Below are 23,627 nucleotides of genomic sequence, written 5' to 3' on the forward strand. Positions count from 1 at the left end.
GCGGCTCCGCCGCGGGGCGCGACCAGCCACACGCGGCCCGCAGCCAACGGTCGGCCCAAGGCTCCCACAGTGCAGCCCCGCGGCAGCGTAGGGCAGAATCGGCCCGATGAGCACCTACCGCGACCTCGCACACCGCGGCTCCGCGCGGGCCACCGTCCTGCGGACCGTCGGGACGCGCGAGCGCCGTTCCCACCTGACGGCGCCCCGCGTCCCCACCGTCGGCATCGACATCGGCGGTACGAAGGTGATGGCGGGCGTCGTGGACGCCGACGGCAACATCCTGGAGAAGGTCCGCGCCGAGACGCCGGACAAGTCCAAGAGCCCCAAGGTCGTCGAGGACACCATCGTCGAGCTGGTCCTGGACCTCTCCGACCGGCACGACGTGCACGCGGTCGGCATCGGCGCCGCCGGCTGGGTCGACGCGGAGCGCAACCGCATCCTGTTCGCCCCCCACCTCTCGTGGCGCAACGAGCCCCTGCGCGATCGCCTCGCGGGGCGGCTCGCGGTCCCTGTCCTGGTCGACAACGACGCCAACGCCGCGGCCTGGGCCGAGTGGCGCTTCGGCGCCGGCCGCGGCGAGGACCACCTCGTCATGATCACGCTCGGCACCGGCATCGGCGGCGCGATCCTGGAGGACGGCCAGGTCAAGCGCGGCAAGTTCGGTGTCGCAGGCGAGTTCGGCCATATGCAGGTCGTGCCCGGCGGCCACCGCTGCCCGTGCGGCAACCGCGGCTGCTGGGAGCAGTACAGCTCCGGCAACGCGCTGGTCCGCGAGGCCCGCGAGCTCGCCGCCGCGGACTCCCCGGTGGCGTACGGGATCATCGAGCACGTCAAGGGCAACATCGCCGACATCACCGGCCCGATGATCACCGAGCTGGCCCGTGAGGGCGACGCCATGTGCATCGAGCTGCTCCAGGACATCGGCCAGTGGCTCGGCGTCGGCATCGCGAACCTGGCCGCCGCCCTGGACCCCTCCTGCTTCGTCATCGGCGGGGGCGTCAGCGCCGCCGACGACCTGCTGATCGGCCCCGCGCGGGACGCGTTCCGCAGGCACCTCACGGGCCGCGGCTACCGCCCCGAGGCCCGGATCGCCCGCGCCCAGCTCGGCCCCGAGGCCGGCATGGTCGGCGCCGCCGACCTCGCCCGCCTCGTCGCCCGCCGCTTCCGCCGCGCCAATCGCCGCCGGGTGGAGCGATACGAGCGCTACGAGCGGTACGTGGAGTCGCGCCGCACCTCGGAGTCGCTGTGACGGCCTCGCTGCCACGCCAGGCGTCGCCGCCGGACGAGCCGCAGCGGCCGCCGGAGGACCCGCGCCGCAAGTTCCGCCGCCGTGCCCTCACGCTGCTGATCATCGTGCTGCTCATCGGCGTACCCGCCGGCTATCTGGTGATCTCCGCCAACCAGAGCCGCAACAGCGGCAAGCAGAAGGAAGAGAAGTACTCGGCGACCGGCCTCACCGAGGGCTGGCCGTCGCGCGTCCAGCGCCGCCTCTACCAGGTGCCCATTCCGGGGAAGTCCACGGACGTCGCCTACTACGAGACGAACAACTGGAAGACCAGCCGCCTGTACGTGCAGTTCGGCATCACCAACGAAGGCCTGGACAAGTTCCTCGCCAACGTCGGCACCAGCCGTGACGCCCTGGAGAAGGGCGACATCACCATCAGCGCCCGCGACCAGAAGGTCGTCGGCTGGGAGTTCACCGGCGCCGGCCCCTGGTGGGGGCTCGTCCACAAGCAGAAGGACCCGGCGCCCACCCAGGACATCGTCGTGAACTGGTCCCAGCCCCAGCACCCCATGGTCTACGTGGTCTCGCGCACGATTCCCTGACCCGGCCCCGGCCCCGCGGGGTCGCCGAGGCCGATTGTCAGACCCCGCCCGTAGAGTCGAAGACAACTGATTCGACTGAGGGGCGGGAGGTGACCGGGCGTATGGGGGACGGCGTGTATTCGGCGGGTGCGGCGGTTGCCGAGGGCGGGCCGGTGGGGGCCGACACGGCGGTGTCCGTGCGCCTCGCCGCCGTCTTCCTGCCCGCACCACTTCCCCGCGAGGGACGGATCGCGTTCTGGGATCCGGACGGCGAGCGGCTCCCGTCGGGCGAGGGGACCGAACTGACGGTCGTACGGCGGCACGGCCCCGGAGTCCGCAGAGGCACCGTCCCCGCGCTCACCCTGCCGGTCGCCGAGGCCCTGCCACTGCTGGCCGGGGCGCGCCGGGACCCCGCCGCGCATCCCGCCACGGCCTGCTGGGGCGCGGCCGCGCTGCACGCGCTGCGGCTCGTCGCGCGCGGACGGCTGCTGCCGGGACTGACGGCCGACGGGCTCGACGCCTGGCGCGCGGGCCCGCTGGACCAGGACGACATCGCCCACCTCAGGGCGGTGGCCGCAGCCCTTCCGTACGAGGGACACGCCGTCCCGCTGCCCGGCAAGGGCCCGCTCCGGCTGCCCGAGCCGGAAGCGCTGATGCGGTCCTTCCTGGACGCGGTCGCCGACACACTGCCGCGCACCCCGGCCGCGCCGTACACCTCGGGGAAACCGTTCGCGGCGAGCGAGCCGCAGCGGCTGCCCGGTGCCCACGACTGGGCCGCCGAGGTCGCCGCGGGCATGGACGCGGGCGTACGGATCTCACTCCGCCTGGACCTGTCCGCCTACCAGCTCTTCGACGACGGCGAGGGAGCGCGGCGCGCGGGCGCGGCCGTCGTCCAGGTGCACAGCCTCGCCGACCCCACCCTCGTCGTGGACGCGACGGCCCTGTGGGCGGGGGAGGCCGACGCTGTCTTCGGCCCCCGCGCGCGCGTCGACGCGGCCCTCGCCGTCCGCCGCGCGGCCCGCGTCTGGCCGCCCCTGGACCGGCTGTCCGAGCAGGACGTGCCGGACGTACTCGCCCTCTCCGAAGAGGAGCTGTCCGACCTGCTCGGGATCGCGGCGACCCGGCTCGGCGCGGCAGGGGTCGCCGTGCACTGGCCCCGGGACCTCGCCCACGACCTGAGCGCGGCGGCGGTGGTGCGCCCCGCGCCAGGGTCGGCGACGGACGGCACCGGGTTCTTCGAGAGCGAGGAACTGCTCCAGTTCCGCTGGCAGTTGGCCCTCGGCGGTGACCCGCTCAGCGAGGCCGAGATGGACACCCTGGCCGAGGCCCACCGCCCGGTCGTCCGGCTGCGCGACCAATGGGTGCTCGTCGACCCCGCGCTCGTCCGCAAGGCCCGCAAGCGTGAACTGGGACTGCTCGACCCGGTCGACGCGCTGTCCGTCGCGCTCACCGGCACCGCGGAGATCGACGGCGAGACGGTCGAGGCGGTACCGGTCGGCGCGCTGGCCGCGCTGCGCGACCGCTTGACGGCGGGCGTGGCTCCCGTGGAACCGCCCCCAGGCCTTGACGCCAAGCTCCGGGACTACCAACTCCGCGGCCTCGCCTGGCTCGACCTCATGACCTCCCTCGGCCTCGGCGGCTGCCTCGCCGACGACATGGGGCTCGGCAAGACCATCACGGTCATCGCCCTGCATCTGCGCCGGGCCCGCAGCGAGCCCACCCTGGTCGTCTGCCCGGCGTCGCTGCTGGGCAACTGGCAGCGGGAGATCTCCCGTTTCGCGCCCGGCGTCCCCGTCCGCCGCTTCCACGGCCCCGACCGCACGCTGGAAGACCTCGACGGCGGCTTCGTCCTCACCACGTACGGGACGATGCGGTCGGCCGCGGCAAGGCTCGCCCAGCAGACGTGGGGCATGGTCGTCGCGGACGAGGCACAGCACGTCAAGAACCCCTACTCGGCGACAGCCAAGGCCCTGCGGACGATTCCGTCCCCCGCGCGCGTGGCGCTCACCGGCACCCCCGTGGAGAACAACCTCTCCGAACTCTGGGCCCTGCTCGACTGGACGACCCCCGGCCTGCTCGGCCCCCTCAAGTCCTTCCGCGCCCGGCACGCGCGCGCCGTGGAGAACGGCGAGGACGAGGAGGCGGTGGCCCGCCTGGCCCGGCTGATCCGCCCGTTCCTGCTCCGCCGCAAGAAGTCCGACCCCGGAATCGTCCCCGAGCTCCCGCCCAAGACGGAGACGGACCATCCGGTCCCCTTGACCCGCGAACAGGCCTCCCTCTACGAGGCGGTGGTCCGCGAGTCCATGCTGGCGATCGAGACCGCCGGAGGCATCGCGCGCCGCGGCCTGGTCCTGAAGCTCCTCACCTCCCTCAAGCAGATCTGCAACCACCCGGCGCTGTATCTGAAGGAGGACGCCCGAGCCGCCGCCCACGGTCCAACCGCCCGCTCCGGCAAACTGGCCCTGCTCGACGAGCTGTTGGACACCCTGCTGGCCGAGGACGGTTCGGCACTGGTCTTCACGCAGTACGTGGGGATGGCCCGGCTGATCACGTCCCACCTCACCGCCCGCGCCGTCCCCGTGGAGCTGCTGCACGGCGGCACACCGGTCGCCGACCGCGAACACATGGTGGACCGCTTCCAGAGCGGGGCGACGCCGGTCCTGGTGCTGTCGCTCAAGGCCGCCGGCACCGGCCTGAACCTCACCCGCGCCGGCCATGTCGTCCACTTCGACCGCTGGTGGAACCCAGCCGTCGAGGAACAGGCCACCGACCGCGCCTACCGCATCGGCCAGACCCAGCCCGTCCAGGTCCACCGCCTCATCACCGAGGGCACGGTCGAGGACCGCATCGCCGAGATGCTCGAAGCGAAACGCGCGCTCGCCGACGCGATCCTCGGCTCCGGCGAGGCGTCCCTGACAGAACTGACCGACCGTGAGCTGTCGGACCTGGTGTCCCTTCGGAGGTCGGCGTGAACGGCTCCGAGGGTGAGGACATCGAGCGGGCTGAGGACAGGGGCCAGGCTGAGGTAAGCGGCCGGGCTGAGGACAGGGGTCGGGCTGAGGTAGGCGGCCGGGTTGAATGCAGCGAGCGGGTCGAGGACAGTGAGCGGCCACGCCCCGAGGCCGGGGCGCGACCGGCCGACGTGGCCCGGCGGGCTCTGCGGGCGGCGCGGGAGCGCGAGGTTCGGGAGGCCGACTCGGCTGACGACCAGCCGGATTCGCCTCCTGCGCGGGGCGCCGCCGGTGCGCCGTCCCCAAGGGCGTTCTCCCCGGGAGCACGGCCGGGCGACGTGGCGCGCGAGGCCTTGCGGCGGGCGACCGGGGCGGGGAGAGGGTTGGGTGCCGGTGCCGGTGCGGGCGTAAGTGCGCGTGCGGGTGCGGATTCCGGTGTGGGTGCGGGTGTCGAGGCCTCTCCGGTTTCCGACGAGGCTGTGGCAGCCGATTCGGTGGGAACCCCTGCCGGGGCGGAGACCCCTCCGGTGGGTCGTTCCGCTGAGGGAGTCTCAGGAGGGGCGCGTCCGGGTGACATCGCGCGTGAGGCGTTGCGTGCCGCGCGGGATGAGGCGAGGCGGGCGCGGACGGAAGGGGCGGACGCCGCAACCGAAGGGGCAACGGGCGCCGGAACCAAGGGAGTCGAGGCCAGGCGCAGGCCGGCCGAGCCGGCGCCGACCGCTTCCCGGACTCGGCGGAACCCTCGGGGCGAGGAGCGGGGAACCCGGGCCCGGGACCTGCGGGATCTGCTCGCCGGTGCCTTTCAGTTGCCCGGCGACACAGAATCGGGCGGCGCGGCTGCCGCCGGACCCTCGGCGCGCGCCGACGACGCGGTGAGCGGGCACCGGGCAGAGCTCGCAAGCGAGCCCGGAGAGGCGATCTCGGACTCGCGCTCTGTGAGGCGTGGGGGCGCGGGTGAGGCGACCTCGGATTCGCACTCTCTGGGGCTCGGGGGCGCGGGTGAGGCGACCTCGGACTCGCACTCTCTGCGGCTCGGGGGCGCGGGTGAGGTGGCCCCGGGTTCGCATCCCACGGGGCCCCAGGACTCGCGCGAGGTGACCTCGGATCCGAACCCCTCCCTGCCCGGTGCCGTGCGCGAGGTGACTGCGGACCTGCCGTCCGCGCAGCCCGGTGAGGAAGGCGACGCGTTTCTCCGTCCTGCGCCCGCGCCATCCGGGCCCGCGCGTGAGGCGCACCCCGGCCAACCCCCGGTGCCCCCTGGCACGCACCGGGCACGTCTCGGTACACCTCTGGAGAGGCCCGGAGCAGAGCCCCGGAGCGTCCCCCCAGCCGGCCGCCTCCCTCGGTCCATGGCATCCCCCGGCCGCGACGGGGAGTTGCGCCGTACGTTCCCCGCCTTCCCCGCGCGGGTGTCGGACGCCGACGCCTTCGCGGAGACGTGGTGGGGGAACGCGTGGGTGACGGCCTTGGAGGAGGGGGCGTTGGACGCGGCGCGGTTGGCGCGCGGGCGGGCGTACGCCGGGCACGGGTACGTCGACGCCATCACGGTCACCCCGGGGCTGGTGCTCGCGTATGTGCACGGGAGCCGGCCGCGGCCGTATCGCGTGCAGGTCAGCGTGCGGACGTTGTCCGACGGCGACTGGGACCGTTTCCTGGACGCGGCCGCCGAGCGGCCGGGGCACATCGCCGCGCTGCTCGACAAGGAGATGCCCAAGTCGCTCGCGGAGTGCGGGGTCGCGCTGCTCCCCGGCCCCGGCGAGCTCGAACCGCACTGCAGCTGCCCCGACTTCGGCCACCCCTGCAAGCACGCGGCCGCCCTTTGCTACCAGATGGCACGTCTGCTGGACGAAGACCCCTTCGTGCTGCTCCTGTTGCGCGGCCGCGGTGAACGCGAGCTGCTGGACGCGCTGTCCCGCCGCAACGCCGCCCGAGCGGCCCGCGCCGCCCAGGACCAGGAACCGGCGCCCCTCCCCGGCGTTCGGGCCCGCGATGCCGTCGCCCGGCGTACGCTGCCACCCCTCCCGGCGCCGTTGCCGCCGCCCGCCCATCCCGAACAACCGCCGACCTACCCGGGCGCGCCGGGCGGCCCGGACCCGTTCGCGCTCGACCAGTTGGCCACGGACGCGGCTGTCCGCGCGCACGCGCTGCTCACCACCGGCCGCGATCCGGTCGCCGAGCTGACGCTCTGGCAGGACGCGGTGCGCCTGGCCGCCGCCCGCCCAGGTTCCGGCCTCACCGCCGCCACTCGCGCGCTGTACTCCTCGCTCGCCTCGGCGACCGGGCGTACCCCGGCCGACCTGGCGCGGGCGGTCGCCGCGTGGCGGCAGGGCGGATTCGAAGCGCTCAGCGTCCTCGAAGAGCCCTGGGATCCACCGGCGGGCCGTTTCGACCGGGCTCGCCCGCTCCTCCTCGCCGCCGACCTCCCCGCCTTCCGCCCCTGGCGCAACCAGCTCACCCACCCCCGTGGCCACGCCCAACTCCGCCTCGGCCACAACGGCCTCTGGTACGCCTACGAGTCCGAACCGGGCCACGACGACTGGTGGCCCCGAGGCACCCCCGACCTCGACCCGGTCGGCGCCCTCACCGGCCTCGGCGCCCCCGGCGAGCTCTGACAAGCCGAAGCGAGCCGTCCGAGCCGTCCGCGCCGGGTCCCCCGGTGCACCGACCGGCGGGCCGGCAACTCCAGGGCCGTACACCCGGTCGGCCCGCGCCACCGGAACGACGGGCCGCACCCTGCCGGAGACGACCGTCCTCAACACCCAGCGCTGCCGTTTCGACGCGGCGGTCCGGCACCGCGGCCAGGAGTGATCAGGAAGCGATCAGGAGCAACTCGGCGTCCTGGCCGGCCGAGGGGCCCACATGCCGGGGCCCACATGCCTGCCTACGGTCTCGCGCGGGCCGAGCGCACGCTCTGGCGCATGACAAGGTGTGTGCCCAACATGACGTCCTGGTCGCTGTACATCGGATCGTCGCGGTGCAGAGCCATGCGCACCGCGGTGCGGCCCAGTTCGTCGAAGGGAACGTGCACGGAGTTCAGCGGCGGGTACAGGTCGGCGCAGATCGGCTCGTCGTTGTAGCCGATGAGCGACAGGTCGTCCGGGAGGGACAGACCTCCCTCACGGGCGGCGGCCATGGCGCCGGCCGCGAGGTAGTCGTCGAAGCAGAAGGCCGCGGTGTACGGCAGGCGCCCGGCGGCCAGATGGGAGCGCACGGTCGTGTAGCCGAAGGTCCGGTCGGTTCCTCCGAGGTGGAGGAGTCCTGGGTCGGGAGTGATGCCGTGGTCCTCGTGCGCGCGGCGGTAGCCGGCGATGCGCAGGTCTGTCGTGGTGTGGTGGGGCGTGCCGCCGAGGAGGGCGATGCTCCGGTGGCCCAGGGACAGCAGGTGGCTGACGGCCGCGTGGGCGCCGCCCTCATGGTCGTAGTTCACGACGGTGATCGGCAGGTCGGGCTCCGGGGCGGGGCGACCGCAGAGCACCAGCCTGGAGCCGCTGGCGTCGAGGACCCGGGCGAAGCGGGCGATGCGCTCGGCGTAGTGGGGGGTCACGACCGTCCCGCCGATGAGCACGACCGCCTCGGTGTTGTGCTGGCGCAGTGTCTCCAGCAGGGCGATCTCCCGGTCCGGGTTGCTTCTGGTGGAACAGACGACGCAGAGCCGGTCCTCGTTGATGGCCTGTTGTTCGATACCGCTGGCCACCCGGTTGTGGAACTGCCAGGACAGCGCCGGAAGCAGGATCGCCACGGTGCGCGAGTGCGGGGCCGACAGGGCGCGCGCCTGGGCGTTGACCACGTAGTCCAGCTCTTTGATGGCCCGCTGGATGCGTGCCTGCGCCGCGGAGGACACCGGGCGGCTGCCGGTCAGCACCCGGGAGACGGTCGCGGGGGAGACTCCTGCTCTTGCTGCGACGTCGCGGATGGTTGCGGCTCTCGGAGGCCCGTCCTGGGGGTCGTGCATGCGTGAAGTATACGGTTGCCTGTCTGTTTCCTCCGGGGACGACGGGCTCACTTGAGCATCCCCACGGTCAGACCGGCCTGGATGCGCCGCTGGAGTACGAGATAGAGGCCGATCACGGGGACCGCCGCGATGACGAGTCCGGCGAACAGGGCACTCCAGTCCGCCTCGTAGCCCTGCTGGCTGGCCAGGTTCGCCAGGCCCTGCGACAGCACGTACTTGTCGCGGTCGGAGTTGAGCGCGACCGGCAGCAGGTACTGGTTCCACATGCCGAGGAAGTTGAAGATGCCGACCGACAGCAGGCCCGGCTTGGCCATGGGCAGCATGATCCGGAAGAAGATGGCCTCCTGCGAGGCGCCGTCGATGAGGGCGGCCTCGGCCACCGCCGTGGGCAGCGTGCGGAAGAAGCTGGTCAGGAAGAAGACGGTGAACGGCAGCGCGTACGCCGTGTAGACGAGGATCATGCCGTGGTAGCTGCCGAGCAGGCCGAGGTTCTTGACGACGAAGAAGAGCGGGACCAGGGCCAGCACGACGGGAAACGCCATTCCGGCGACGAACGCGTAGTAGATGAGCCGGCATCCGGGGAAGGTGAACCGGGCCAGCACGTAGGCGACCATGGAGCCCAGGATCATCGTGAGGACCAGCGAACCGAACACGACGATCAGGGTGTTGACGAAGTAGTCGCCGATACTCGCCCTGGACCAGGCGCGGGCGAAGTTGTCGGCGTGCCAAGTGCTGGGCAGTTGCCAGGGGTTGCCGAACAGCTCCCGGTTGTCCTTGAACGCGCTGATCAGGGCCCAGAGCAGGGGCACGGTGGCCAGCAGGGCCCAGAAGACGAGCAGGGCGTGGGTGGCTCCGGTGGCCGCGTGAGCGCCAACGCTCTTGATGCGCCGCCGAGTCGGGCGCGTGGCGGGCTCCGGGACCTGATCATGCTCTTGATGCGCGGCGGGGCGTGGAAGGCTCGTGGCCGTGTGCGTGGGGTGGGACGAAGTCTTCATGGTGGTGGGCCTCAGAACTCGATCGTGTTCTTGCCGCGGGAGCCGCGGAAGGTGAACGCCGTCAGCAGCAGGCTCAGCAGGCACAGCATCACGCCGATCGCCGTGGCGTAGCCGAACTTGCCCTTCCCGAACGCGGACAGGTACAGGTACTGGGAGAGCACCAGGGTGGAGTTGTCCGGGCCGCCGGTGGGCGTGAGAACCATGAACAGCGCGAACGCGTCGAGCGCGTGGATGCCCAGGTAGATCCAGGCGACCTGGACGGTCTCCCGCAGCAGCGGCAGAGTGATGCGGGTCAGCGTCTGGAAACGTCCGGCACCGTCCAGGTCGGCGGCCTCGAAGATGTCCTTCGGGATGGACTGCATCGCGGCGCTGAACAGCACGACGTAGAAACCGACACCGGCCCAGACCATCACCGCGATCAGTGACCACAGGGCGACGGCCGGGTCGCCGAGCCAGGTGTGGGCCAGTCCGCCCAGCCCGATCGCGTCCAGTCCGCCGTTGAGCAGCCCGATCTGCGGGTTGTAGATGAACTGCCACAGGATCGCCGTGATCACCACGGGGAGGATGTGCGGAAGGAAGTAGACCCGGCGGTAGAGGGCCGAGCCCCGGACTCCCGCCACCTTGCCGCCCGAGCCGCCCACGTTGAGCATGGCGGCGAAGAACAGCCCCAGCACGATCGTGACCAGCGGAACCACCAGCAGGAGCAGCCCGTTGTGGCCCAGGGCCCGCCAGAAGTCCGGGTCCTGGAAGAGGCGTTGGAAGTTGTCGAGCCCGACGAAGGGCTTGTCGGCGGTGAACCCGGACCAGCTGGTCAGCGAGATCGAGAACGCCTGTGCGTAGGGGGAGACCACCAGCACCCCGTACAAGGTGAGCGGCACCACCAGGAAGAGAAGGACGACGCGGGTTTTTCCGTGGTTCACGAACGACTCCGGGAAAGGGGAAGGCAGGGTCCGCCGCCCCGGTGGGCCAGGAGCGGCGGATCCTCTGTCTCTGCGGCGTGAGCGGCCGGACAGGCCTTAGATCTTGAACTTCGTGATGGAGGAGTCGGCGGCGACGGCGTCTGCCTTGGCCTGCATCTTGGAGAGGAACTCACTCGCGTCGATGCGTCCGGCGAGCAGGTTGGCGATCTCGGACTTCAGCGTGGTGAGCAGGTCGGCGTACCAGGTGGTGAACCGGAAGGCGAACAGGTCGTCCCCGGCCGCGGTGACGGCCTTCAGCACCGAGCCCAGCGCGGTGGAACCGAAGTCCTTGTCGCCGGTGGCCCCCTTGACGACGGTGAGGGCATGGGTCGTTTCGGTGAAGTTGGACGCGGCCTTCTTGGAGAGCATGATCCGCAGGAACTCCTTGCCGCCGCGGACGTTCTTGGCCTTGGCCGGGACGACGTAGATCTCCCCGGCGGTGGCGTGCAGCGCGCTCTGCGGCAGGGCACCGTCCGCCGAGAGCGGGGGGACCGGGCCGAAGACCATGTCGAACCCGTCCGGGGTGATCGCCTTCATCTCGTTCTCGATGAACGAACCGGAGTGGTACAGCGCGGCCTTGCCCTGGACCCACGCGGTCTGCGCCTGGGTGTGGTCCAGGCCCTCACTGCCCTTGAGGAAGTACCCGGACGAGGCCAGCCCCGCGATCGCCGCGGCGGCGGCCTTGACCGGTTCGGCCTGCCACGCGTTGGCTTCCAGGTTGTCGATCGCCTTGATCACGTCGACGCCGCCCTGCTTGGCCGCGAGTGCCATGAGCGGGCTGAAGAAGTAGTCGGGCGCCGTCGTGCCGCCGTACGCGAACGGGGCGATGCCCGCCTTCTTGATCTTGGCGGCCAGCTCGGTCAGGCCGTCCCACGTGGTCGGCCAGGTCCAGCCGTGCTTGTCGAACAGCGTCTGGGAGTACCAGAAGCCGTTGACGGTGAAGACGTACGGAAGGCCCATCACCTTGCCGTCGAACGTGGCCGCGTCCAGCGCGCCCGGCAGGATCGTGTCCGCGACGGCGGTGTCCTGGTCGTCGGCCGAGGGGGCCTTCAGCAGATCGGCCAGCTCGGCCAGCTGGCCGTCGGCGACCAGCGTGCCCATCGCGATCTTCTTGGCGCCGCTGTTGTCGATGACGTCCGGCGGGTTGCCGGCGACGAACCGCGGCTGAAGCTCGGTCTGGACCTCGGTGATGCCGGAGTGGCTGATCTTCGCCTTCGGGTACTTCTTGGCGTACAGCTTCTCGTCGAACTTGGCGTAGTCGTCGCTGTAACCGCCCTTGAAGACGACGACGTCCAGCGGGGCGCTCTCGTCGATGCCGAACGGGTTGGTGGCGCTGGCCTTGCCCTTGGCCGAGCCGGCGTCGGTGTCACCGTCGGCGGAGGCACAGGCGGCCAGCAGGCCGGAGCCGGACACGGCGAAGGCGGCGACTGCTGTGGCCCTGAACAGGGATCGTCTGGAGAACTTCGGGGGCTGGGTGTTCACGGGTGCTCCTTTGTGCGGCGGGGTTCGCTGTGCGGAGGGGGCGGTTAGGGGAGGGCGTGCTCAGGCGCGGGGCCATGGGCGGTACGGGAGGGCGTGCTCGGGCGAGCAGGACCGGAGGCGGTACGGGGGGGGGTCCTGCTCAGGCGAGCTGCGCCAACTGGTCGGCGCGGATGCGCCCGTGCAGGGGCTCGTCGGCGGTGAGGCGTTCGATCTCGGTGACGGCGAACTCGCCGAGCCGGCGTATCTCGGTGCCCATCGCCCCGGCCACGTGGGGCGTGACCGTGACGTTGGGCAGGGACAGCAGCGGGTGTCCGGCGGGCAGCGGCTCGGGGTCGGTGACGTCCAGGACGGCGTCGATCCGGCCGTCAGCGCAGTGCCGTAGCAGCGCCTCGGTGTCGATCAGTTGTCCGCGTGCGGTGTTGATCAGGACGGCACCGTCGCGCAGCAGGGCGAGCCGGCGGTCGTCGAGCAGGTGGTGGGTCTCGGGCAGGGCCGGGGCGTGCAGGCTGACGATGTCGCTGCGGCGCAGCAGGTCGTCCAGGCCGACCAGCTCCACCTGTCCGGCCGGATGCAGTCCTGCCGCCCCGTGCGCGTCCAGGGTCGGGTCGCTGACCAGCAGTTGGAAGCCGTGCGGGGCGAGCAGCTCCAGCACGAGACGTCCGGTGCGGGAGGCGCCGACGATCCCGACGACGCGCTCATGGTTGCCGGTGTCGGCGGCGAGCCTGTTCTTGTACTGGCCGCGTGCGTAGTCGCGGGCCAGCCGGAATGCGCGCTTGCCGGCGAGCAGGATCGCGCCGACGGTGTACTGCGCGACGGGGAGGGCGTTGGCGGAGGCCGCCGAGGAGACGAGGATCCCTCGCTGCCAGACCTCGGGGGCGAGGTGGTGTTTCACCGATCCCGCGGCGTGCACGATCGCGCGCAGCCGGGGTGCCGCGTCGAGGACGGCGTCGTCGACGAGCGGACAGCCCCAGCCGGTGAGCAGCACGTCCGCGTCCGCCAGGTTTCGGCGGGCGGCAGGGTCCGTGAAGTCGACGATGACATCGGGCTGGACCTGCGCGTTCTTGTCGAGCCGAGCGATGAGCTCTTCGGTGAGGGCGAGGGCGGCGACCTCTGGCTGCATCGCGATCGCGACGGTCATGCGACGGCTCACCGATTCACTGCTCCTTGGGGTTTGGGCGATGGTTGCTTCAATGCGTGCAACCGGTTTCATGCGAGGTGGCCGTCAAGCTATTGAGCGTGGATGCGTTCCGTCAAGGGCTTCTCCGCAGAAATGAACCCTTGCTGATGGGAAAGCTGTGAGTTCAGGGCGAGTTGGACCCGAGGTCTTGTCTCGTCGTATGAAACCGATTTACCGTCCCCGCCCAACTGCCCCACCTACAGAGGGGATCCCCCATGCTCACTCGCCGACAGCTGCTACGCCTCGCCACCACCACGGCCGGTGCCACCCTGGGCGTGGCCGTGATCGGCTCACGGCCCGCCTTCGCCGCCGACGCATACGACACCCTTCGCCTGCGCTGGATCGACAAAACCCTGCTGGGCACCGGCTACGACGCCACGCAGGAACCGTTCGCCACCCTGCTCGCCCTCACCGGCAGCACCGCGTCCGGCTTTCTGTCCGACATGAACCCGTCGACCGCCTCGCTCTGGGACGACCTGCCGATCGGCGCGGTCAGCGCCAACGTCACCTCCAGCTACGTACGCCTGAAGTGGATGGCCCAGGCGTGGGCCTTCGACGGCACCGGGCTGACAGGCGACGCCGACCTGCTCGCCGCCGTGCTGACCGGCCTCGACTGGATGTACGCGACCGCGTACACGCCGACGACCACCACCTACGACAACTGGTGGGACTGGCAGATCGGCGCCTCGCGGCTCTCGCTCGACATCAGCTGCCTGGTCCACGACGAGCTCAGCAGCACCCAACTCGCCCACTACCTCGCGGCGATAGACGCCTTCGTGCCGGACTCCGCGGTCGCCTCCTACAGCGGGGTGAGCACCGGAGCCAACCGTGTCGACCTGTGCCGCGTGCTCATCCTGCGCGGCATCCTCGCCAAGAGCTCGGCGAAGATCGCCACGGGTGTCGCCGGTCTCTCCGCCGTGTTCCCGCTGGTCCGCAGCGGCGACGGACTCTATGCCGACGGATCGTTCATCCAGCACACCAACGTGCCCTACACCGGGTCCTACGGTTCCGTCCTGATCAGCGGACTGGCCGGGCTGCTCTCGCTCCTGGCGGGATCGACCTGGGAGGTGACCGACGACAACCGGCAGCTCGTCCTCGACGCCGTCACCGACGCCTTCGCCCCGTTCCTGTTCAACGGGCTGATGATGGACGGCGTGTCCGGGCGGGCGATCAGCCGCGGCGTCAAGACCGTGGACAACGCGCTGGGCATCCAGCAGGACGACCACGTACGCGGCCATCTCATCGTCGGCAGCATCCTGATGCTCGCGGACGCCGCCTCGGCCGACGAGGCCGCCACCTGGAAGGCGATGGCCAAGGGCTGGCTGGAGCGCGACTACTGGGCCCCGTTCCTGGAGGACTTCTATCAGACGCTGCCCGTGCTGGCACTCGGCAAGTCCGTCCTCGACGACACCTCGATCACCGCGACCGCCGAACCGGTCGCCTCCCGGGTCTTCGGCAGCATGGACCGGGCCACCCACCGCCGCGCCGCCTGGGCCCTCGCCGTCTCCATGTGCTCCGCGCGAACGGCGTTCTACGAGTGCATCAACGGCGAGAACCTGCGCGGCTGGCACACCGGCTCCGGCATGACCTACTGGTGGGGCGGCACCTACGGCAACGGCCAGTACTCCGACGCCTATTGGCCGACCGTCGACCCCTACCGCCTGCCCGGCACCACCGTCTCCCGCATCCCGCTGACGGACGGACAGGGCGGCCCCCGGCCCACCCCGCCCACGGGAGCCGTCTGGGCCGGCGGCGCCACCGACGGGACGTACAGCGCACTCGGCCAGGACACCCGCGGCCTCGGCTCCACCCTGGCCGCCAAGAAGTCCTGGTTCTGCCTCGACGACCAGGTCGTCTGCCTCGGCGCCGGGATCACCGCCACCGACGGATACACGGTCGAGACCACCGTCGACAACCGCAACCTCGGCTCCACGGCCTCCAACGCGCTGACCGTCGACGGCACCGCCCAGTCGGCCACGCTGGGCTGGTCCGGCAGCTTCACCAACGCCTCCTGGGCGTCGATCACCGGCGTCGGCGGCTACGTCTTCCCCGGCGGGGCCACCGTGAAGGCGCTGCGCGAGGCCCGCACCGGTGCCTGGAGCGACATCAACACCGGGAGCTCGACGACATCCCTGACCCGCCGTTATCTGACCCTGTGGGTCGACCACGGCACCGACCCCACCGGCGCCTCCTACAGCTACGTCCTCCTGCCCGGCGCCACGCCCGGCGTGACCGCCGCCCGCGCCGCCGCCCCGACGGTCACCGTCGTGGCCAACACCTCCTCCGCGCAGGCCGTCACGGACACCGCCACCGGCGTGACCGCCGCCAACTTCTTCGCCGCCGGCAGCGCGGGCCCGATCACCGTCTCCGCCCCGTGCTCCGTCCTCGTGCGGGAGTCCGGCGGCACGCTGTCGGTCAGCGTCGCCGACCCCACCCGCGCCGCTGCGACCGTCACCGTCACGATCGACCGCAGCGGATACACCACGGCCACCGCGGACGACGGCGTCAGCGTCATCGGCCTCGATCCCCTCACCCTGGTCGTGGAGGTCGGCGGCGCCCAGGGCGCCTCGCGCACCATCACGTTCGGCTCCGGCACTACTGTCACCGCCGGCACGTGCACCGAACTCGCCCCCACCGCCGACGCCTACGTCCGCGACGGCTCCTACGCCGACACCAACTACGGCAGCACCACCGACCTGGTCGTCAAGAACGTGAACACCGGCTACAACCGGCGGTCCTTCCTCAAGTTCGACGTCTCCGCCCTGGCGGGCACACCCACGCGCGCGGTGCTGTGGGTGCGCGGGGCCACCTCCGACTCCACCGGCACCCAGGCCACCCTCACCGGATACGCGGTGAGCAGCGACAGCTGGACGGAGACCGGCCTGACCTGGAACAACCAGCCGGCGCTCGGCGACGCGCTGTCCTCCGGCGCGATCGGCAGCGCCAAGGACTGGATCCCGATCGAGGTCACCAGTCACGTCCGGACCCAGTACGCGGGTGACGGCACGGCGACCGTGGCCCTCGCCGAGAGCGCGGCCGGTGTCGCCGTTCTCCTGGCCAGCCGGAGCAGCTCGGCGAACCAGCCGTTCTTGCAGGTCATGACCGGGTGAGTGCGGTTTTAGGAAACAGATGAAACCGATTGCACACCCCGCAGTCGATCTCTACGATGACGGCCATGCCCACTCCGTCACAGCTGTTCGGCCCAGCCCCCACCACCCGGGAGGGCTGGGCCGGCGCATTGCTCGCCCTCGCCGCACCCGCCACGCGCACGGCGGCCGCCGGCCCCGGACGCATGCCGGTGCACGCGAGCATGAGCGATCCTCAGGCGGTCTGGTTCGAGCTCGTCGCCCGCCCCCTGTGGGGACTCGCCGCGCACGCCGCCGGGGGCCTGTCCGGCGCGGACCGGCAGTGGGAGGAGGTGCGCCACGCGCTGACCCGCGCCGTCGACCCCGAACACCCGTGGTACGTCGGCCGGCCCGCCGACATGGACCAGCGCCTCGTCGAATCCGCCGCCGTCGGCTACGCGCTCGCCGTCGCGCGGCACGAACTCTGGGACCCGCTCACCGAACGGCAGCGGCAGCAACTCGCCGACTGGCTCTCGGCGGCGGCGTCGGCGACACCGTGGGACAACAACTGGTGCTTCTTCCCGGTCCTCGCCGCCGTCGGACTGCGCTCGGTGGGCGTGCCCGTGGACGAGACACGGATGGCCGCACATCTGGACCGCATCGAGGACTTCGCCCTGACCGACGGGTGGTACGCAGACGGGCACGGCACGTCGGAGCGGCCCGGCTCGCGCGACCACTACGTCCCGTTCGGCTTCCACTTCTACGGGCTGCTGCTGGCCTCGCTGAAAGCGGTCGACGAGGAGCGCGGCCGGCGCTACCGGCAGCGTGCCGCCGAGTTCGCCGGGCAGTTCGAGCACTGGTTCGCCGCCGACGGAGCCGCGCTGCCCTTCGGACGCAGCCTCGGCTACCGCTTCGCGCAGGGCGCCTTCTGGTCGGCGCTCGCCGCGGCGGACCAGCCCGCCGTCGGCTGGAGCACCGCACGCACGCTGGCCCAGCGCAACCTCGCCTGGTGGTGGCAGCGGCCGGTCCTCGCCGAGGACGGCTCCCTGACCGTCGGCTACGCCTACCCGAACACCGGCGTCGTCGAGCAGTACCTGGCCGGCGGCTCCCCGTACTGGGGCACGAAGGTCTTCGCGAGCCTCGCCGCGGCCGAGGACCATCCGTTCTGGACGGCGCCGTCCGCGCCGGACCTGCTGCCGGGGATCAGCAGGCAGCCCGCCGCGGCGATGATTCTCGCGCGGGACGCGGCGGGGGACGTCGTCGCGCTCGCCGGGCAGAACGCGCCCGCCTGGAACCCCCGCGGCGGGACCGCCAAGTACGCGAAGTTCGCCTACTCCACACTCGCCGCCTTCAACGTGCCCACCGGCGAACCCTCCCTGGAACAAGGGGGCTTCGACAGCGCGCTGGCCCTGTCCGACGACGGCGAACGCTGGCGCACACGCTCCGCCGGAGAGTCCCGGATCGACGGCGAGACGCTCGTCGTGCGCTGGCAGCCCTGGCCGGACGTGACCGTCGAGACCCGGCTGCGGCACACCGACGGCGGGCATCTGCGCGAGCACCGCATCACCACCGGGCGCCGGCTGTACACGGCCGAAGGCGCCTTCTCCGTCCCGAAGACAGGCCTCGGAGCGACACCCCACAACGTCACCGAGCGCCCGGGCCTGGCCCGGGCGACGGCCGACACCGCCGTCAGCGAGATCGTCTGCCTCGCCGTCGACGCCGCACGGCGCGAAGGTGTCGTCGTACTGCCGCTGCCGGGTTCGCACCTCCTGCACCCGCGCACAGCCCTGCCGGCACTGCGCGGCGTACTCGATCCCGGCGAGCACGTCCTGCGCTGCCGGGTGTCCCTCACCCGCCGCTGAGTCTCTTCCTCGCACTGGAGCACGTATGTCCGCCAGCCAGATCCTCGTGTACACGGCGACCGCCGCCTACCGGCACGCGTCCATCCCCGCCGGTGTGGCCGCCTTCCGTGAACTGGGCGCCGCTCACGGCTTCGACGTGCACGCCACCGAGGAGCCCCTGCGCTCCCTGGACGCGTACGACGCCGTCGTGTTCCTGTCGACCAGCGGCGAGGTCCTCGACGCACCGGGCCGGTCGGCGCTGCTGGACCATGTCGCGGGCGGCGGCGGATTCCTGGGGGTCCACTCCGCCGCCTGCACCGAGTACGAGTGGCCCGCCTACGGCGACCTCCTCGGCGCCCGGTTCGCCGGGCACCCGCCGGTGCAGCCGGCCGTCCTCACGGTCGACGGCTCCCACCCCGCCACCGCACACCTGCCGCGGCGGTGGCACTGGACCGACGAGTGGTACGACTTCAGGACACCGCCGCGTGACGTCACGGTGCTGGCCACCGTGGACGAAACGACCTACAAGGGCGGCGGCATGGGTGCCCATCACCCCCTGGTCTGGTACCGGCACCACGGCCGCGGGCGCGTCTTCTACACCGCACTCGGCCACGCGCCCGAGACCTACGCCGACCCGGACTTCAGGGCGCATCTCCTCGGTGCCCTGCGGTGGGCCGCCGCCCGGCCCGAGGGTGACGCTTCGGTACCTGACGAGCGGCCCTGAACCCGAGGCGCATAAGGAAGCGCGACTCTGGTCCGCGGCCAGCCGGCAGGTGATGGGCATCAAGTGCGTCGGACCTGCCGGACGAACTGCGTCAGACGGGTTCCGTCATCTCCTCCATGAGCTCCGGCAGTTTGCGCAGCCTGGAGCTGGGACGGTGGGTTCTCGCTGAGCGCGCGCCGCAGTAGATGACGCTTGCGCGGACGGTCGCGGTGTGTAGCCGGCGTGGACGATCCGCTTCGGGCCGGGGGCCGTCCAGCACGTCGTCGTCCCCGATGAGTCCGCCCCGGATGCGCTCCAGCAGTGCCGACGCGGCCGGCGCCAAGGACGTGCTCATGGCTCCAGCTCGATCTCGATCTCGGGCGGCTCGTGGAGGGTGTTGTGCACCGTGCAGTGCGAGGCCACGGCCAGCAGGGCCGCCCTGCGCTGCTCGGGGAGCTCCGGCGGCGGCACGACCACGACGTGCAGGGAGGCGACCCGGGCGGGGCGGTCGGTGGCCATGGTGAACTCCGTGCGGACCCGCAGCCCCGCCTGGCTGACGCCGTGCCGGTGCAGGTAGCGGCCCGCGTAGAAGGCGACGCAGGTGGCCAGGGAGGCGGCGAACAGCTCGGTGGGGGTGGGCGCGGTGTCCGTGCCGCCCGCGTCGACGGGCTGGTCGACCTGGAGGCGGTGGCCGCGGATGTCCACGGTGTAGGCGTCCCGCTCGATGTGGGTGACCTCGAAACGGTTCACGTCCGTGGACTGTGACTGGTTCGTGCCGAGGGTCTGCTGCGTGCTCGCGGTCATGACCGGGCCCTTCTCGCTGGTGCGAACTCCTGCCGGATTCCAGTCGACCGCGGACGGCGCGGCGGATCGAGAGGCCGACGGGGTGCGGCAGGGGCCGTTCGGCCCCCGTGCAAGCTGTCGTGGCGATATACCCTGTTGGGTATTTTATCGGCAGGTTTGCGGAGGGAAAGTCGGCTATGGCGGGCAAACGGGCCACGGAGGCGTCGGAGAGGTCGCCGGTGGCGATCGGCGGCGCGGCCGCAACGAGAAGGACCCGGTTCCGTGGGGGGCGTTGGACGCGTGCGTGCGACGTGCCGCCTCGTCCGACGGCAGACCTGCCGCGGGAAGCGCGTCCCTGCGTCGGTTTGCCTCGGCAGCGGGCCTTTGGCTGTCACCGCGCCGGTTCACGGCCGTCGCGAAGGGCGCCGGGGAACGGCTCTGCCATCGACCGGTCTCCCGTCCTGTGACCGGCCGCCCCGTAGGACGGAACCCAGCTTCTCGGAGTGCCACCCCTTGCCCGCTCAGGGCTGGGCGCCGTCGCGGCCGTGGTCGGCGGCGTATGCGGCGAACACTTCCGTCGGCGGGCCGCCCGTGTGGAGGAAACGTTGGTCGAGGATGGCGGCGAGGTCCTTCAGCGCGCCGGCGAGCAGCGCGCCGGCCAGTCGCACCTCCGGCCGTCCCGCCGCCTGCCCGCGCTGGGCGAGCACGACGGCGTAACCGACCATGGCCGCCAGCGACGAGTGGTCCTCCCCGTCGTGGAAGTAGTACGCCTCGGCGTACTGGGTGAAGTCGATGCGGACGCGTGCGACTTCGGTGGCCAGGCTGTCCAGCAGCAGCGCCCCGGCGGTGCAGTCGATCTGCCGAGTCGTCGGATCCGCGTCGCGCAGCAGAGCCAGCCGGATGGCCAGGACCCTCCTGCGGGTCAGTGCCGGATAGATCTCCAGCACCCAGGAGACGGTGGCCGTCAGGAGGGCGAAACCGATGAGGGCTTCGAACGGTGAGACCAGACGGAGCCAGCCCTCGTCGGGTGCGATGTCGCCCAGCCCCAGGGTGGCCACGGTGACGAGCGACAGGTACACGGAGTCGAGCAGTGCCGGCTGCTGTGCTGCCTGGGAACCGGGGGAGAAGGTGAACGCCCCGGGCATGTGGGGCCAGTAGACGATCGCCCAGCCGAGTACGACGGTGACGGCCCACATGCTCACGACCGTGACCATGGCGAGGGGCCCGACGAGCCCGACCACTCGGCCGGGCGCGCGGAAACGCCTGGCGAGGCGCCACAGTGCTGTCATGACGAGGCGGCTCAGGCCACCGTGGCGTGTGGGGTGCCAGAGCGTGTGGAACAGGTCCCGCAGGGTGATCATGACGAGCCCGGCACCGACCAGCGAGACCAACCACTCCATCCGTGTCTCCCACGGCCCTTTGGCATGAAACGGAAACCCGCTTCCGGAGCCTAGGCCGTGTGCGGCGCGTGACGGTGCGGATGCGGGTACGCCACGCTCATTCGCTCGGATCATCCGCCTGCAGAACGAGCGTGCAGGTCTCTCCGGGCGCGACGGTCACGGCCCGGTCGGTCAGCACCACGCGGATTGCCGACTCCTCCGAGTCGGGCACGCCGATCTGCAGCTGTCCGCTCAGGCGCCGGATGCGCACGCCCCAGTGGCCGCGGTAGCGCAGCGAGAATCCGTACTCGGAGAGCGCCGGCAGGGGCACGGGGTCCAGCCACAGGGCGTCCTCGCGCGTCTCCAGTCCCGTCAGCCCGCGCTGGACCAGGTTGAGAGTCCCGGCCATCGCCCCAAGATGGATGCCTTCGCCGGTCGTGCCGCCCTGGATGTCGGCGATGTCCGCCTCCAGAGCCTCCTGTACGTAGTGCCACGCCTCGGCTCGTCTCGCCCTGGCGAGGACCAGGCCGTGGACGAGGCCGCTGAGTGTGGAGCCGTGGCTGGTGCGCCGGAGGTAGTAGTCGACGGTCCCGCGCCAGATCTCGTCGTCCAGGTCGTAGCCGAGACGCTCGAACAGCCGGCGCAGCTCGGCGGGGGAGAACAGGTAGCCGAGCATGAGGACGTCGGCCTGCTTGGACGCCTTGTAGCGGTTGACCGTGTCGCCCTCGGCCTCCAGGATCCGGTCGAGCCGCCGGATGTCGTCGTAGCGCGTGCGATAGGCGTCCCAGTCCAGCTCGGCCAGATCGCCGTAGCCCTCGAACTGGCTGATGACGCCTCGGTGGAACGGCACCCACAACCGTCGGGAGACCTCCTCCCACTTCGGGAGTTCGTCGCCGTCCAGCCGGATGCGATCGTGCAGCTCCTCCCGGCGCCAGGTGGGAAGGCGCCGCAGGAGGTCCAGGGCGCGGCCGAGCACCCAGGCGGCGGTGACGTTGGTGTACGCGTTGTCCTCCAGCCCCGGGAGGTCGGCACCCGGGTAGGAGTCGTGGTACTCGTCGGGGCCGACGACTCCGCGAATGTGGTAGCGCTCCGTCTCGGGGTCGAAGACCGCGAGGCCCGCCCAGAAGCGGGCGATCTGCAGCAGCAGCTCCGCGCCCCTGGTGTGCAGGAACTCGGTGTCACCGGTGGCCTCGCAGTACTGCCACACGTTGTAGGCGATCGCCGAGCCCACGTGGTGCTGGAGCCGGGAGTGGTCCGGCAGCCAGCGCCCCGAGCGGGGGTTGAGATGCCACTCCTGGGTCTCCTCGCGGCCGTCGCTGCCGCTCTGCCAGGGGTACATGGCCCCGGCCCGGCCGATGGCGGCGGCGGCTTCGCAGGCCCGCGGGAGGCGTCGGTACCGGTAGTTCAGCAGCGCCCGGGAGACCTCGGGGAAGTGCAGGTTGAGGTATGGCAGGACGAACAGCTCGTCCCAGAAGACATGGCCCCGGTACGCCTCGCCGTGCAGCCCCCGGGCCGGGACGCCCACGTCCAGATCCGCGGTGTGCGGGGACAGCGTCTGCAGGAGGTGGAAGAGATGGAAGCGCAGGACGCGCCCGGACCGTCCGGGCACCTCGATCTCCGCGCCCCGCCACAACCGCTCCCAGGCCGCGACGTGAGAGTCCAGCAGGCCGGAGAAGTCCGCCGCTGAGGACACCCGGTCGAGCGCCGCCCCGAGCGGGTCGCTGATCGCCGTGTCGCGTGAGGTGTGCAGCGCCACGGTCTTCTCCACGGCGACGGGCCGGCCGGGAGCGAGCGGGACCACCAGGCGGTGAACGGCACGATGGCGAGCCGGGCGGAGCTTCGACGAGGTGGGTGACCGGTCGGCGACGACCGTCCGGGCGGCCATGGCGACACTGATGCCGGAGGTGCTGGTCCGGCAGGTCAGCCAGACCGTGTGGGGTTCCCGCTCCCCGGTCCGCACCTGGCTCAGCTGGTGGTGGTTGAGGGCACGGTAACGGTGCACATTGCCGTTGATCACCTCGCCGTCGAGGCAGGACTCGATCTCGGCCTCTCCCGACCAGCCCTCGGCGGTGAAGACCGTCCGCAGCGCGGCCAGATGAGGATCACCCATGTGCACCAGGCGGGTCTGCTCGACGGCGACCGCGCCTGCCTCCCCGTCCCGGTGGCGGAAGACACGGGTGAGCGTGGCGCGGCGCAGATCCAGGGTGTGCCGGTGGTCCGAGAGGGTGTGCGGATGGGGGGAGAACCACGGGCCCCACGCACCCTCGGCGCGGCGCAGGCGGAACCGCAGGAGCAGCCAGTTCGGGAGGTTGACCAGGTCCTCGTTCACCACCTTTCGTCCCGCCACGGCGGACTCCGGGCGGTTGTAGCATCCGGCCGCGTAGGTTCCGGGGTAGTGCACCAGGCCCGCCCGGCACTCGGGCACCGCACCTCTTGTGGCGAAGTAGCCGTTGCCGAGCGTGCAGAGCGATTCCCGCAGCCGTTCGGCAGCGGGGTCGTACCCCTTCCACTCCCACGTCCAGTCCGACATCCGT

16 protein-coding genes are annotated in these 23,627 nt (G+C 71.6%); 7 read left to right on the top strand and 9 right to left on the bottom strand.

Annotation, left to right across the window (positions count from 1 at the left end):
- Positions 1–106: 106 nt before the first annotated feature.
- The 4 genes from AB5J50_RS40250 (at position 107) to AB5J50_RS40265 (ending at position 7,369) form a co-directional block, all read left to right on the top strand.
- Positions 107–1,249, top strand: a complete 1,143-nt coding sequence (locus tag AB5J50_RS40250) for an ROK family glucokinase (RefSeq protein WP_327433043.1) — start codon at positions 107–109, stop codon at positions 1,247–1,249.
- Entirely contained in the window at positions 1,246–1,827 is a 582-nt protein-coding gene (locus AB5J50_RS40255; protein WP_327433044.1) for a sugar kinase, read from the top strand. Before AB5J50_RS40250 ends, AB5J50_RS40255 begins: the two co-directional genes overlap by 4 nt.
- 101 nt (positions 1,828–1,928) lie before the next feature.
- Positions 1,929–4,778: a DEAD/DEAH box helicase gene (locus AB5J50_RS40260; protein ID WP_369265646.1), complete on the top strand. Its 2,850-nt coding sequence runs from the start codon at positions 1,929–1,931 to the stop codon at positions 4,776–4,778.
- 506 nt (positions 4,779–5,284) lie between these two features.
- Positions 5,285–7,369 carry an SWIM zinc finger family protein gene (locus AB5J50_RS40265; RefSeq protein WP_369263590.1) on the top strand — a complete coding sequence of 695 codons (2,085 nt, stop codon included), beginning with the start codon at positions 5,285–5,287 and terminating at the stop codon, positions 7,367–7,369.
- A gap of 269 nt (positions 7,370–7,638) precedes the next feature.
- Here the strand turns inward: AB5J50_RS40265 and AB5J50_RS40270 are convergent, their stop codons facing one another.
- The 5 genes from AB5J50_RS40270 to AB5J50_RS40290 form a co-directional block, all read right to left on the bottom strand.
- The gene (locus tag AB5J50_RS40270) at positions 7,639–8,709 is read right to left on the bottom strand and encodes a LacI family DNA-binding transcriptional regulator (protein WP_327433047.1); all 1,071 of its coding nucleotides are present in this window, start codon (positions 8,707–8,709) and stop codon (positions 7,639–7,641) included.
- 47 nt (positions 8,710–8,756) lie between these two features.
- Positions 8,757–9,704, bottom strand: a complete 948-nt coding sequence (locus AB5J50_RS40275; RefSeq protein WP_369263591.1) for a carbohydrate ABC transporter permease — start codon at positions 9,702–9,704, stop codon at positions 8,757–8,759.
- A gap of 11 nt (positions 9,705–9,715) precedes the next feature.
- Positions 9,716–10,624, bottom strand: coding sequence for a carbohydrate ABC transporter permease (locus AB5J50_RS40280; protein ID WP_369263592.1), 909 nt, complete (start codon positions 10,622–10,624; stop codon positions 9,716–9,718).
- A 96-nt stretch (positions 10,625–10,720) separates the two neighbouring features.
- Entirely contained in the window at positions 10,721–12,145 is a 1,425-nt protein-coding gene (gene ngcE, locus AB5J50_RS40285; RefSeq protein WP_369263593.1) for an N-acetylglucosamine/diacetylchitobiose ABC transporter substrate-binding protein, read from the bottom strand.
- A 139-nt stretch (positions 12,146–12,284) separates the two neighbouring features.
- Entirely contained in the window at positions 12,285–13,295 is a 1,011-nt protein-coding gene (locus AB5J50_RS40290; protein ID WP_369263594.1) for a hydroxyacid dehydrogenase, read from the bottom strand.
- A 242-nt stretch (positions 13,296–13,537) separates the two neighbouring features.
- Between AB5J50_RS40290 and AB5J50_RS40295 the strand changes: the two genes are divergently transcribed.
- The 3 genes from AB5J50_RS40295 to AB5J50_RS40305 all read left to right on the top strand — a co-directional run bounded on the left by AB5J50_RS40295 (position 13,538) and on the right by AB5J50_RS40305 (position 18,952).
- Positions 13,538–16,432 (top strand): polysaccharide lyase family 8 super-sandwich domain-containing protein, encoded by a 2,895-nt coding sequence (locus tag AB5J50_RS40295; protein WP_369263595.1) that lies wholly within the window; start codon positions 13,538–13,540, stop codon positions 16,430–16,432.
- A 65-nt stretch (positions 16,433–16,497) separates the two neighbouring features.
- Positions 16,498–18,249, top strand: coding sequence for a DUF2264 domain-containing protein (locus AB5J50_RS40300; RefSeq protein ID WP_369263596.1), 1,752 nt, complete (start codon positions 16,498–16,500; stop codon positions 18,247–18,249).
- Between the two features lie 25 nt (positions 18,250–18,274).
- The gene (locus AB5J50_RS40305) at positions 18,275–18,952 is read left to right on the top strand and encodes a ThuA domain-containing protein (protein WP_369263597.1); all 678 of its coding nucleotides are present in this window, start codon (positions 18,275–18,277) and stop codon (positions 18,950–18,952) included.
- Positions 18,953–19,043: 91 nt separating this feature from the next.
- Here AB5J50_RS40305 and AB5J50_RS40310 read toward each other — a convergent pair whose 3' ends face one another.
- The 4 genes from AB5J50_RS40310 to AB5J50_RS40325 all read right to left on the bottom strand — a co-directional run bounded on the left by AB5J50_RS40310 (position 19,044) and on the right by AB5J50_RS40325 (position 23,623).
- The gene (locus AB5J50_RS40310) at positions 19,044–19,286 is read right to left on the bottom strand and encodes a hypothetical protein (RefSeq protein WP_369263598.1); all 243 of its coding nucleotides are present in this window, start codon (positions 19,284–19,286) and stop codon (positions 19,044–19,046) included.
- Positions 19,283–19,735, bottom strand: coding sequence for an OsmC family protein (locus AB5J50_RS40315; RefSeq protein WP_369263599.1), 453 nt, complete (start codon positions 19,733–19,735; stop codon positions 19,283–19,285). Before AB5J50_RS40315 ends, AB5J50_RS40310 begins: the two co-directional genes overlap by 4 nt.
- Before the next feature lie 500 nt (positions 19,736–20,235).
- Positions 20,236–21,114 (bottom strand): potassium channel family protein, encoded by an 879-nt coding sequence (locus AB5J50_RS40320; RefSeq protein WP_369263600.1) that lies wholly within the window; start codon positions 21,112–21,114, stop codon positions 20,236–20,238.
- A 97-nt stretch (positions 21,115–21,211) separates the two neighbouring features.
- The gene (locus AB5J50_RS40325) at positions 21,212–23,623 is read right to left on the bottom strand and encodes a glycoside hydrolase family 65 protein (RefSeq protein WP_369263601.1); all 2,412 of its coding nucleotides are present in this window, start codon (positions 23,621–23,623) and stop codon (positions 21,212–21,214) included.
- Positions 23,624–23,627: the final 4 nt, after the last annotated feature.

It is taken from the genome of Streptomyces sp. R35, from assembly GCF_041053035.1.
In the GTDB taxonomy this organism is placed as follows: Bacteria; Actinomycetota; Actinomycetes; order Streptomycetales; family Streptomycetaceae; genus Streptomyces; species Streptomyces lutosisoli.

What these genes read in the sequence shown, in the direction of transcription:
- AB5J50_RS40250 (WP_327433043.1), top strand. Translation starts at nt 107, where the DNA reads ATGAGCACCTACCGCGACCTCGCACACCGCGGCTCCGCGCGGGCCACC.
- AB5J50_RS40260 (WP_369265646.1), top strand. Translation starts at nt 1,929, where the DNA reads ATGGGGGACGGCGTGTATTCGGCGGGTGCGGCGGTTGCCGAGGGCGGG.
- AB5J50_RS40270 (WP_327433047.1), bottom strand. Translation starts at nt 8,709, where the DNA reads ATGCACGACCCCCAGGACGGGCCTCCGAGAGCCGCAACCATCCGCGAC.
- AB5J50_RS40275 (WP_369263591.1), bottom strand. Translation starts at nt 9,704, where the DNA reads ATGAAGACTTCGTCCCACCCCACGCACACGGCCACGAGCCTTCCACGC.
- AB5J50_RS40295 (WP_369263595.1), top strand. Translation starts at nt 13,538, where the DNA reads ATGCTCACTCGCCGACAGCTGCTACGCCTCGCCACCACCACGGCCGGT.
- AB5J50_RS40300 (WP_369263596.1), top strand. Translation starts at nt 16,498, where the DNA reads ATGCCCACTCCGTCACAGCTGTTCGGCCCAGCCCCCACCACCCGGGAG.
- AB5J50_RS40305 (WP_369263597.1), top strand. Translation starts at nt 18,275, where the DNA reads ATGTCCGCCAGCCAGATCCTCGTGTACACGGCGACCGCCGCCTACCGG.
- AB5J50_RS40310 (WP_369263598.1), bottom strand. Translation starts at nt 19,286, where the DNA reads ATGAGCACGTCCTTGGCGCCGGCCGCGTCGGCACTGCTGGAGCGCATC.
- AB5J50_RS40315 (WP_369263599.1), bottom strand. Translation starts at nt 19,735, where the DNA reads ATGACCGCGAGCACGCAGCAGACCCTCGGCACGAACCAGTCACAGTCC.
- AB5J50_RS40320 (WP_369263600.1), bottom strand. Translation starts at nt 21,114, where the DNA reads ATGGAGTGGTTGGTCTCGCTGGTCGGTGCCGGGCTCGTCATGATCACC.
- AB5J50_RS40325 (WP_369263601.1), bottom strand. Translation starts at nt 23,623, where the DNA reads ATGTCGGACTGGACGTGGGAGTGGAAGGGGTACGACCCCGCTGCCGAA.